The organism is Streptomyces qaidamensis, from assembly GCF_001611795.1.
GTDB lineage: Bacteria > Actinomycetota > Actinomycetes > Streptomycetales > Streptomycetaceae > Streptomyces > Streptomyces qaidamensis.
The window spans coordinates 990946-1003890 of the sequence record NZ_CP015098.1; the positions used below are offsets into that span (position 1 = coordinate 990946).

General features: G+C 71.1%; 2 protein-coding genes (1 of these 2 only partly in view). Both read right to left on the reverse strand.

What is annotated here, in order from left to right; all coding sequences use genetic code 11:
• Positions 1-774: an FkbM family methyltransferase gene (locus A4E84_RS04250; RefSeq protein ID WP_062925247.1), complete on the reverse strand. Its 774-nt coding sequence runs from the start codon at positions 772-774 to the stop codon at positions 1-3.
• A protein-coding gene (locus A4E84_RS04255; protein ID WP_062925248.1) for a non-ribosomal peptide synthetase crosses the window boundary here: on the reverse strand, positions 771-12945 show its 3' portion. 12692 nt of this gene lie beyond the right edge of the window; 12175 of the gene's 24867 nt are visible here — the last part of the coding sequence; the start codon falls outside the window, past its right edge; the stop codon is at positions 771-773. Before A4E84_RS04255 ends, A4E84_RS04250 begins: the two co-directional genes overlap by 4 nt.

The following is a 12945-nucleotide window of genomic DNA, read 5'->3' on the forward strand; positions in this document are numbered from 1 at the left end:
TTACGGCCGCGTGGCGGCGAGTTCGTACAGATCCGTTCCGGCGAGCTTGGGCTGCTGGTTCACCGCGACGGTGAAGCCGTGCCGTTCGAGGAGGTCGGTCAGGGTCCGGAGCCTGCCGGCCTCGTCGTGGACCTCGGCGACGATATGGCCGATCAGCGGCCAGTGGTCGTCCTCGATTCCCGCCAGGACCAGGTGTTCCGCGCGCTCCACGTCGATCTTCAACAGGCTGACCTCCGGCAGGTCGTGGGCCCTGATCAGATCGGACACGGTGAGCGTGGGCACGGACATGTCGATACCGCGGTGCAGATCCTTGACCATCTCGCCGATGTATTCCTCCGGGATTCCGGTGTTGCGCAGAAATACGCGGGTGTTCTCGTCGTCCGCCTGCTGGTCGGCGAACAGCCCGGAGTTTCCGGTCGACCTCGGGTAATAGGTGAATGTCGCCTCGCCGGCCCGGTCGGCCACCGCACTGCGTACGGCGACGGCGCCCGGCAGATGGCTGCGCAGATTCGCCTCCAGACAGGAGAACGTGGTCGGCGCGGGTTCCACGGACACGATCCTGAGATCGGGCGCTTCCCAGCCGAACATCAGCGAGACGATTCCGATGTTCGCCCCGATGTCGAGGACGGTGTCCCCGGGCCGCAGCGCGTCCGCGGCCGACTTGTAGAGCCCCGCGTCCACGGCCTCCGCCCACAGGACCTTGGCCTCCGCCGGGCTGACGCAGGTGATCCTGCGCCCGTTGGGGAGTTCGTACGTGCTGGTCTGCCCCGTCATGCGGACACCCCTCCGTCCCGCCGGCCGCTGCGGGTGATCTCGGCGCTCAGGTACGCGCCCACGGCCTCGGCGCTCTCGCCGTAGAAGACGGTCGAGTGCTCGCCCGGCACGTCCACGACCTCGGGACCGCGCGTGACGGGGATCTGCCACTGCTCGAGGGTCCACTTGTACGGCTTGGGCTTGTCGTCGCGCGGCATGAGGAGCACGACCCGGCCGTCGTAGTTCCGCATGCCGCGGTGCATGAGCTCGCCGTAGTACGAGTAGGCGAGGTGGTTGATGACGAGGGCGCGCATGATCCGCAGGGCGTGCTTGTCGCCCTCGCGGACGCCCTTGGCGATCTCGTCGTCCGGCGCTCCGAGCTTCAGCAGCTTCTTCTCGTCGGCTCGGGGGAGTTTCGTCCCCTCGGCTCCGTCGAGGGCTGCCTCGATCGCGGCCAGCAGCTTCTTGTCGGACCGGCCGAACGCGTGGGTCGGCATGCGCCAGGCGAAGGGCTGGCGGGCCGGCGCCATGAGGAAGACGCCGCCGACCTCCTTGCCCATGGCGGTGAGCTGGCGCGCCATCTCCAGCGCTACGTAGGAGCTCCCGGACTGCGCGGTCAGCAGGTAGGGGCCCTCCTTCTGCACCCGCAGCATCTCGCCGATGTACGTGGTCGCCATCTCCTCGACGGACGACGGCGGCGCGTCCTCGCCGGTCAGGCCGCGTTCCTGCAACCCGTAGAACCGCTGTCCCTCGGCCAGGTGCCCGGCGACCTCGGCGAACGCGGCGACCTCGCCGGTCAAGGTGTGCACGGCGAAGATCGCGGGGCTGGTCCGGCCCGCGCGTATGGTCACCACCGAGCGGAGCTTCGGGTCCTCCGCCCGGATCTGGATCAGCGGCGCCGCGGACGCGAGGGTCGGGTGGTCGAAGAGGTCCCCGACGCTGATGTCGTGGCCCGCGCCGCGGATACGGCCGACGATCTGGGTGACGAGGAGCGAGTTGCCGCCCAGCTCGAAGAAGTTGTCGTGGGCGCCGATCCGCTCGATCCCGAGGACCTCGGACCAGATCTCCGCGAGGAGCTCCTCCGCTTCACCGGCCGGCGCGATGTACTCGGTGCCGGCGGGGCGAACCGTCTTGGGCTCCGGCAGCGCCGCCTTGTCCACCTTGCCGTTCGTGGTGAGCGGCAGCCTCGACATCTCGGTGAAGGCCGCCGGGACCATGTACTCCGGCAGGGTCCCGAGCAGCAGCTCCCGCAGGTCGGCGGAGTCCGGTACGCCTTCCTCGTGGTCGGTGGGCACCAGGTAGGCGGCCAGCTTGCGGTCGGCGGCCTCCCCGTACGCGGTCACGACCGCCGTGCGTACGGCGGCGTGCGCGGCGAGCGCCGCCTCGATCTCGCCGGGCTCGACCCGGAAGCCGCGGATCTTGACCTGGTCGTCCGCCCGGCCGACGAACTCCAGCCGGCCGTCGGTCCTCCAGCGGGCCTGGTCACCCGAGCGGTACATGCGGGTGCCGTCGGCGGCGAAGGGGTCGGCCGCGAAGCGTTCGGCGGTCAGGTCGGGGCGGCCCAGGTAGCCGCGCGCGACGCCGGTGCCGGCGATGTACAGCTCGCCCGTCATCCCGACGGGGACGGGGCGCAGTTGGTCGTCCAGGACATAGGCGCGGGTGTTGGCCATCGGTGCGCCGATCGGCGGCACGCTGTCACCGTCGGGGTCGAGGACGGCGATGCTGGCGCAGACCGTCGCCTCGGTCGGACCGTAGGCGTTCAGGAGGCGGTACTCGCGGCGCCAGCGTGCCGCTGTGGCCTCCTCCAGTCGCTCGCCGGCCGTGATGAGGGTCCTCAGACCGGCCAGGTCGTCGGGTTCGAGCACGGGCAGGAGCGACGGCGGCAGCGTCGCCACCCGTACGCCCTTCTCCCGTACGAGCGCGGCCAGGGCGCGCGGCTCGCCGCGCTCCTGCCCGGTGGCCACGACCAGCCGGCCACCGGCCGCCAACGTCACCACGACCTCGGACACAGCGGCATCGAACCCGAACGGCGCGAACTGCAGCACCCCGTCGCCTTCGCCGACCCCGAACGCACGAGCCTGCGCCTGCGCCAGGTTCACCACACCCCGGTGCGCGACCTGGACGCCCTTCGGACGGCCCGTCGAGCCCGACGTGTAGATCACGTACGCCAGCTGGTCGGGCGTCGTCGTCACCTCGGGCGCACTCGTCGGCAGCTCCGCCAGCGCGGCCACAACCGCCGGAGCATCGACGACCACCGTCCGCAGACGCCCGACCGGCAGCTCGTCGACCAGCTCCTCGGTGCCCACGAGCACCGTGGCCCGGCTGTCGCGCAGCATGAACCCGAGCCGGTCGGCGGGGTACTCCGGGTCCAGCGGCAGGTACGCGCCACCGGCCTGCCAGACCGCGAGCATCGCCACCACCATGTCCACGCCACGCGGGAGGCACAGCGCCACCACGGACTCCGAGCCCACGCCGGCAGACCGCAGGTAGTGCGCCAAACGGCTCACCCGGGCCATCAACTCCGCGTATTCGACGGAGACTTCACCGCACACCACCGCCACCGCGTCCGGCGTCCGCGCCGCCCGCTCGGCGATCAACTCGTGCACCCCACCTACCGACGGCAACGACTCCGCCGTCGCGTTCCATTCACGTACGACCTGGTCATGCTCGGCCGCCGTCAGTACCGGCAGCTCACTCACCGGCCGCTCGGCATCCGCGCCGACAGCTCCCAGCAACGTCACGATGCGCCCCGCCATCCGCTCGACCGTCACCGCGTCGAACAACGCGGTGCTGTACTGGATTTCTCCGGTCAGGGCACCGTCGTCCTCCCCCAGCGCCACGACCATGTCGAACTGGACCGGCAGCAGACCCGTGCCGGTTTCGATGCCCATGCCGGCCCCGTCGGCCCTCCTCCGGTCGGAGGGCGAGGTTCCGGCCGCCTCGGCCGCGTAGTTGAAGGAGACGCGGGTGAGGGGGCCACGGGTACGGTCCCGTACATCGGCGATGGCGTCCACCACCTGCTCGAACGGCAGGTCCTGGTGCGCGTACGCACCGAGGGCGGTCTCGCGTACCCGGCCGAGGAGTTCGGCGAACGTCGGGTCGCCCGAGAGGTCCGTGCGCATCACGAGGGTATTGACAAAGAAGCCGATCAGGCCCTCGGTCTCGGCGCGGTTCCGGTTCGCGACCGGCGTGCTCACGACGATGTCGTCGGAGTCGACGTAGCGGCCCATGAGGACGTCGAAGGCGGCCAGCAGCGTCATGAACATCGTTGTGCCGTGCTCACGCGACAGCGCCTTCAGCGCCTCCGCCGTACCTGCGGGCGCCTCGAACCGGACCACCGCGCCATCGGTGGAGCGCACCGCCGGCCGCGGCCGGTCGGTGGGCAGCTCCAGTTCCGACGCGCCGCTCAGCTTGCCGCGCCAGTAGGCGAGTTGGCTGTCCAGTACGTCACCGGTCAGCCACTGCCGCTGCCAGGCGACGACGTCCGCGTACTGGAACTCTAGCGGCGGCAACGGGTTCGGCCCGCCCGCGCGGAACGCCTCGTAGAGGGCTGCCAGCTCGCGCTGGAAGACCCTGTCCGACCACTCGTCGAAGACGACGTGGTGGATGACGAGGGACAGGACGTGCTCGTCCGGATCGATCCGTACGAGCATGCCCCTCAGCAGGGGGCCGTTCGCCAGATCGAACGGCGTCAGGGCATCCTTCGTGACCACGTCGTTCGCTGCGCCCTTCGGATCCACGCTCCCGGAGACGTCGAGGACGGGGAGGGGCATGGGAGCCGGCGGGTCGATGACCTGGTACGCGACCCCGTCCGGGCCGGCGACCAGGCGGGTGCGAAGTACCTCGTGCCGGGCGACTACCGCGTTCAGCGCCGCGCTCAGGGCCTCCAGGTCGACGTCACCGTGGAGACGGAGACGGGTCGACATGTTGTACTCCGTCGAGCCCGGCTCCAGCTGGTCCAGGAACCACAGGCGCTGCTGCGCGAAGGACAGCGGGAGCGGCTGCGTACGGTCCGCCAAGCCGACGGGCGGCGCGGCGTCTCCGGCGGAGGTCTCGATCGCGGCCGCCAGGCCGCGCACCGTCGGCCGGTCGAACAGCGCCGACAGCGGCACCTCGGCCCCGAACGCCTCCCGGATCCGGGAGATCACCTGTGTCGCGAGCAGCGAGTGACCGCCCAGGTCGAAGAAGCCATCGGTGACACCGACCCGCTCCAGGCCCAGCACCTGCGACCAGATGCCTGCCAGCAGCTCCTCCGAGGCCGTGACGGGCGCGACGAATCGGGATTCCCAGTCGGGACTCCGTCCGTCCGGCTCGGGCAGGGCCTTCCGGTCGATCTTGCCGTTCGGGGTCAGCGGCAGCGCCGCCAGCTCCACGAACACCGACGGCACCATGTACTCCGGCAGGCCGGCGCGCAGCCACTCCCGCAGCTCACCGGTCGACGGAGCACCGTCAGCCTGGTCGGCGGGAACGACGTACGCCACCAACCGGCGTTCCACACCGTGGCCGTGACCGACGACGACTGCCGAGCCGACGGCCGGGTGGCCGACGAGAGCCGTTTCGATCTCGCCCGGCTCGATCCGGAAGCCGCGCACCTTCAGTTGCTCATCGGCGCGGCCCATGAACTCCAGCCAGCCGTCCGCCATCCACCGCACGCGGTCGCCCGTCCGGTACATCCGCGCACCGTCCGCAGCGAACGGGTCGGCCACGAACCGCTCCGCGGTCAGGTCCGGACGACCCAGGTATCCGCGGGTCACCCCGGCACCGCCGATGAACAGCTCACCCGCCACACCCACCGGCACCGGCTCCAAACGGCCGTCCAGCACGTACACCTGGGTGTTCGCCACCGGTGACCCGATGCCCAACGACCCATCCCGCGTGATCTGTTCGCACGTCGACCAGATCGTCGTCTCCGTCGGCCCGTACATGTTCCAGACGCCCTCGACGCGCTCCACCAAGGCACGTGCCAAGCCGTCCGGGAGCGCCTCGCCACCGCACAGGGCGACGAGGCCAGGCAGGCCGGCCCACCCGTCGGCGATCAGCATCTGCCAGGTCACCGGGGTCGCCTGCATCACCGACGCGCCCGAGCTCTCCAGCTCACCCGCCAGCGCGCCCGGATCGGCCGCGATCTCCCGATCGGCGACCACGACACGGCCACCCACCACCAGCGGCAGCCACAGCTCCAGACCCGCGATGTCGAAGCCCCAGGTCGTCACCGCCAGGAGCACGTCGTCCGAGTCGATTCCCGGGCGTTGTGCCATATCGGCGAGGAAGTTCACCAGGCTCGCCTGGGCCACGAGGACGCCCTTCGGGCGACCGGTCGAACCAGACGTGTAGAGCACGTACGCCAGCTGATCGGCAGCGCAGATCACAGCGAGGGAGGTGGACGAGAGACTCTCCAGCATCGACTGCGTCTCCGCGTCGTCCAGCCAGACCACCGACTCCACCGACTCCAGTGGCAACCCGCCGGCCACGGACTGGTGGCCCACCAGCACAGCCGCGCCGCTGTCGTCGAGCATGAACTCCAGTCGGTCGGACGGGAACTCCGGGTCCAGCGGAAGGTACGCACCCCCCGCCAGCCACACCGCAAGGCCCGCCACGACCATGTCCACGCCGCGCTCCACACACACCGCGACCACGGACTCGGCACCCACACCGGTCGAACGCAGGTGACGCGCCATACGGTTCGCCCGAACCATCAGCCCGCCGTACGTGACCGACTCCCCGCCGGCCACCACAGCCACCACGTCCGGAGCCGAGGCGGCCCGCGCGGCAATCAGGCCATGAACACCGCCGAGCCCGGACACCTCCACATCCGTGTCGTTCCAGCCCCGCACCACCGCATCCCGCTCACCCGCCGTCAGCACCGGAAGCTCGTCGATCTCCCGATCCGCATCCGCTGCGACAGCGTCCAGCAGCGTGACCAGATGCCCCGCCATCCGCTCCACCGTCGCCGCGTCGAACAACGCGGTGCTGTACTGAATGCCTGCCGTGAGCGTGCCGTCGCCGGACTCCTCCAGCATCAGCCACAGGTCGAAGACTGCGGCCACCTGACCGGGAGCGCTGCCGAGGTGCTCCTCGGCGTCGGCCGTACCGCGGACCTCCTCGCCCTCGCCGGTCCCGTAGCTGAAGAAGACCTGGAAGAGCGGTGTGCGGGACCGGTCCCGCTCCGTGACGAGTTCGTCCACCAGCTGCTCGAACGGCACGTCCTGATGCGCGTACGCGCCCAGGGCGGTCTGGCGCACCCGACCGAGCAGCTCCGTGAACGACGGGCTGCCCGACAAGTCGCCGCGCAGCACCAGGGTGTTGACGAAGAAGCCGATCAGGTCCTCGGTCTCGGCACGGTTCCGGTTCGCCACCGGCGTGCCCACGACCACGTCGTCCGCCTCCGCGTACCGCCCCAGCAGGACGTTGAAGGCCGCCAGCAGCGTCATGAACATCGTCGTGCCGCGCTCACGGGACAGCGCGCGCAGCGCCTCCGCCGTCTCGGCCGAGACGGTGAACGGGGCCATCGCTCCCTCGGTCGACCGCACCGGCGGGCGCGGACGATCAGTGGGCAGGTCGAGTACGGGTGCGTCGGCCAGCTGCTCGGTCCAGTAGGCCAGTTGTCCTTCGAGGACCTCGCCGTCGAGCCATTCGCGCTGCCAGGCCGCGAAGTCCGCGTACTGGACGGCCAGCGGCGGCAGCGGGTTCGGCCCGTCGGCGCGGAACGCCTCGTACAGCGCGACGAGTTCACGTCGCAGGATTCGCGCCGACCACTCGTCGGACACGACGTGGTGCATCATCAGCGCCAGCAGATGCTGCCCCTCTCCGAGCCGTATCAGGGTGGCCCGGACCAGGGGGCCGTCGGCGAGACGGAACGGTGCCATCGTGTCCAGGAACGCAAGCCGCTCGGCCTCGCGCACCGGCTCCGCGCATCCGGAGAGGTCCACCACGGGCAGCACGAACTCGGTGGGCGGATCGATCACCTGGTGAGGAACGCCGTCCGCGTCCGCCACCAGACGGGTCCGCAGCACCTCGTGTCGCGTCACGACTTCGGTGAGCGCCTTGCCGAGGATCGCGACGTCCAGGTCGCCGTCCCAGGGGAGGTACATCGGGAGGTTGTACTCGACCGATCCGGGCTCGAGCTGGTCCAGGAACCACAGTCGCTGCTGCGCGAACGACAGCGGCAGCGCGTCGTCCCTGCTGACGACCGTCCATGCCGGGGCGGTCGCACCGGGCGTAGCGGCGGCGAGGACATCGGCCAGGCCCGCGACCGTCGGGTGGTCGAACATCGCCGCTACGGGGATCTCGGTGCCGAACACGTCCCGGACGCGGGACACGATTTGGGTCGCGAGGAGCGAATGCCCGCCCAGCGCGAAGAAGTCGTCCGTCGCGCCGACGCGCTCCAGGCCCAGGAGCTGGGCCCAGATGTCGGCGAGCAGCACCTCGGTGGCCGTGCCCGGCGCCACGAAGTCGCCCTCGGCCCGCGCGTTCTGCACCGGGTCGGGCAGGGCCGCGCGGTCGAGCTTGCCGTTCGGGGTCAACGGCAGGGCCGCGAGCTCCACGAACGCCGACGGGACCATGAAGGCGGGCAGCCGGCTGCCGGCGTATGCGCGCAGGTCGGTGACGGAGGGGATACCGGTCGTCTGATCGGCGGGGACGAGGTAGGCCGCCAGCCGTCGGTCCTCTTCATCGCCGAAAGCGGCGACGACGGCGGTGCGGACCTGCGGGTGGTCGGCCAGGACCGCCTCGATCTCACCCGGCTCGATACGGAAGCCACGCACCTTCACCTGGCTGTCGGCCCGCCCGACGAAGTCGAGCTGCCCGTCCGGCAGCCAGCGCGCCCGGTCGCCGGAGCGGTACATGCGCGTGCCGTCGGCGGTGATGGGGTCGGCCACGAACCGCTCCGCCGTCAAACCTGGGCGAGCCCGGTAACCGCGGGCGACCTGGAGACCGGCGATGTACACCTCACCGGCCACACCCACCGGCACGGGGTTCAGCCGATCGTCGAGCACGTACAGACGGGCGTTGGCCACCGGCGCACCGATCGCGGGCGCACCGGTGAGAAGGTCCGGGTCCACGACACCGGTGGTCACCATGACGGTCGACTCAGTCGGCCCGTACGTGTTCACAAGGCGTCGGCCGGACGACCAGGCACGAGCCACCGGCTCGGTGAGGCGCTCCGCACCGAGCAGCAGCGTCTGGACGCCGGGCACTTCCTCCGGGTCCAGGACACCCAGCAGGGACGGGACGACACTCGCCGCGCGCACAGCCTCGGCCCGCAGCATCGACGTCAGAAGCGCCGCCCCGGCCCGCTCCTCCGACGTCGCCACCACCAGGACACCACCCGAGGCGAGCGTCACCGCCACGTCGAGAACAGCCGCGTCGAAACTGAACGACGCGAACTGCAGCATCCGCACCCCCGCACCCGCTTCGAGGACCGGAGCCAGCGCCGACACCATGCCCACCACGCTGCCGTGCGCGACCTGCACACCCTTCGGCCGACCCGTCGAACCCGACGTGTAGATCACATACGCCAGCTGCTCGGCGCAACGCTCCACCTCAGGCGCTTCCGACGGCAACCCGGCCAGGACCTCCCGTACGGCCGGATCATCCAGCCACACACCCTGCTCGACGGGCAGCCCCTCCACGAGGGAACGCTCGCCCACCACGACCTGCACACCCGCGTCCGCGAGCATGAACCCAAGCCGGTCAGCCGGGTACTCCGGATCCAACGGCAGATACGCCCCGCCGGCCTGCCACACCGCGACCATCGCCACGACCATGTCCACCCCACGCGGCAGACACAGACCGACCACCGACTCGGCACCGACCCCCATACCGCGCAGATGATGCGCCAGACGATTCGCCCGAACCATCAGCCCGCCATACGTGACCGACTCCCCGTTCGCCACCACAGCCACCACATCCGCAGCCGCAACCGCCCGCTCGGCGATCAGCTCATGCACGCCGGCCACCGCCGGCAGCTCCGCCGCCGACGCGTTCCACCCCTCCACCACCAGCTCACGCTCACCCGCCGACAGCACCGGCAGCTCACCCACCCGGCAGTCCGCTTCCTCAGCCACGGCCTCCAAAAGCGTGACCAAGTGACCGGCCAACCGCTCCACCGTCGTGCCGTCGAACAGCGCAGTGCTGTACTCGATCTGGCCGGACAGCCCGCCGTTCTCGCTGTCGCCGAGCCGCAGCGCCAGGTCGAACTGCACCGTGCGATCGACATGGGCGGACGACTCGCCGGCGCCCTGTCCCGGCGCCTCCGGAGCGCCCTCGGTGTCATAGCTGAAGAAGACCTGGAACAGCGGGGTCCGGGACCGGTCCCGCTCCGTGACCAGCTCGTCCACCAGCTGCTCGAACGGCACGTCCTGATGCGCGTACGCACCCAGGGCCGTTTCCCGCACCCGGCCCACCAGCTCGCGGAACGACGGATCACCCGACAGATCCGTCCGCAGCACCAACGTGTTCACGAAGAACCCGATCAGGTCCTCCGTCTCGGCACGGTTCCGGTTCGCGACCGGCGACCCGACCACCACGTCGTCCGACCCCGCATACCGCCCCAGCAGCACGTCGAATGCCGCCAGCAGCGTCATGAACATCGACGCGCCGCACTCACGCGACAGCTCCCGCAGCGCCTCCGCCGCCGACGCCGGCACGGTGAACGCGGTCTGCGCGCCCGCCGATGACCGTACGGCCGGACGCGGCCGGTCTGTCGGCAGCTCCAGCGCCGGGGCGTCGCCCAACCAGTCGCGCCAGTAGGCGAGTTGCGACTCCAGTACGTCGCCGGACAGCCACTGTCGCTGCCAGACGGCGAAGTCCGCGTACTGGAGGGCCAGCGGCGGCAGCGGGTCGGGCTCGCCGGCCCGGAACGCCTCGTAGAGGGCGGTCAGTTCGCGCTGGAAGATGCGCTCCGACCATTCATCGGTGACGACGTGGTGCATGGTGAGCGCCAGGACGTGCTCGTCCGGGGCCATGCGGATGAGGGCGGCTCGGACGAGGGGGCCGTTCGTCAGGTCGAACGGGGTGGCCGCGTCCGCGGCCACGAGGGCGCGTGCCGCGCCCACCGGGTCCGCCGCCTCGGACACGTCCACGACCGGCAGCGGGAAGGGCGCCGGCGGGTCGATGACCTGCCGCGGCACTCCGTCCGCGTCCGGGGCGAGGCGGGTGCGCAGTACTTCGTGCCGGGCGACCACGCCGCTCAGTGCCGCGCCCAGGACGGCCACGTCCAGGTCGCCGGTCCAGGGCATCGGTGTCGGCAGTACGTGACCGAGCGCACCGGGCTCCAACCGGTCGAGGAACCACAGGCGCTGCTGGGCGAACGACAGCGGCAGCGGTTCGTCGCGGTCTGCCGGGGTCACCGGCGGCACCGTCACCCCCGTGCCGGACGCGTCGATCGCCTCGGCGAGGCCGCGTACCGTGGGCCGGTCGAACAGCGCGGACAGCGGCACCTCGGTCCCGAAGACCTCGCGCACGCGGGAGATGACCTGAGTGGCGAGCAGCGAGTGGCCGCCGATCCCGAAGAAGTCGTCGTCGGCGCCGATCCCGTCCACTCGGAGCACCTGCTCCCAGATCCCGGCGAGCAGTTGCGCGGTGGCACCTTCGGGGGCCACGTACTGGTGGGTGTCCGCATGGGCGGCGGGGCCGGGCTGCGGGAGCGCGGCGCGGTTGAGCTTGCCGTTCTGCGTCAGGGGCAGCTCGGTGATCTCGACGAACACCGCGGGGGTCATGAAATCGGGCAGGCTCTGGCGCAGGTGGTCACGGAGCTCGGCCACCGGCGGGATGCCGGCGCCGAGGTCGGCCGGGACCACGTACGCCACGAGGCGGCGGGCCATGCCGTCACCGAAGGCGGTCACGACCGCCGACCGGACGCCGGGGTGGGTGGCGAGGGCGGCTTCGATCTCACCCGGCTCGATGCGGACACCGCGCACCTTGATCTGGTGGTCGGCGCGGCCGAGGAACTCCAGCTGCCCGTCCGCCAGCCATCGCACCTGGTCACCGGAGCGGTACATGCGCGCTCCGTCACCTGCGAACGGGTCGGCGACGAACCGTTCGGCCGTCAGCGCGGGGCGGCCGCCGTAGCCGCGCGCCACGCCCGCGCCGCCGATGTAGAGCTCGCCGGGGATGCCGAAGGGCACCGGCTTGAACCGGGCATCGAGGACGTACACCTTCGTGTCCGCGATCGGGAGCCCGATCGGCACGAACGGCACCGGCCCCCGCAGTTCGGAGGCGACACAGGTGATGGTCGTCTCGGTCGGCCCGTACGTGTTGTAGATGGGCACGGACGTCTGCGCGAACCACTGGTCGAGTGCCTGCGGCGACACCGCTTCGCCGCCCAGGATCAGCCAGCGGAAGTCCGGGCCGAGGGTGACGCCGGCCGCCAGGCCCGGAATGATCATCTCCCAGAGTGCGGGGGTGATCTCCACGGAGGTCACGGCCTGTTCCCGGATCTCGCGCAGCACGCGCTCCGGTGCCCACTGCTCCGCTCCACGCAGGACGAGACGTCCGCCGAGCAGCAGGGTCGCGAAGAGCTGCTCCTGCGCGGCGTCGAAGGTGAGGGAGGCCGTCTGGAGGGTCACGTCGGACGAGGTCAGGCCGTACCGCCGGCCCATCTCCTGTAGCTGCAGGCTCCACGAGTGGTGCTGGACGAGCACGCCCTTGGGCAGCCCGGTCGAGCCGGAGGTGAAGATGACGTACGCCAGGTTCTGCGGCGTGACGTCGACCTGGGGGTCGTCGGTGGCGACGGGCCCGGCCGTGGTGGCGCCTACGGCGGCGTCCGGACGCTCCGCGTCGATGAGGAGGCGGGGCGCGGACACGGTCGACAGTCGCTCGTCCAGTGCGGCTTCGGTGATGACCAGCGCCGCGCCGGAGGACTCGGTCATGTGCTCCAGCCGCTGGACGGGCTGGTCCGCGTCGAAGGGCAGGTAGGCGGCGCCGGCCTTGAGGACGGCGAGCAGGGCCACGACCGTCCTGAGGCTGCGGGCGAGGCACACACCGACGACGTCCTCGCGGCTGACGCCCTCCGCGACGAGCCGGTGGGCGAGCCGGTTGGCCTGCGCGTTCAACGCGCCGTACGTGAGGTGGCGGTCCCCCTCCACGACGGCGACGGCGTCCGGGGTGCGGTGCGCCTGCTCCTGGACGAGCAGGTGGACGGGGTGTCCTTCCGTGTCCGTCTCGGTGCCGGTGCCGAGCTGCCGCAGCGTC

What these genes read in the sequence shown, in the direction of transcription:
- A4E84_RS04250 (WP_062925247.1), bottom strand. Translation starts at nt 774, where the DNA reads ATGACGGGGCAGACCAGCACGTACGAACTCCCCAACGGGCGCAGGATC.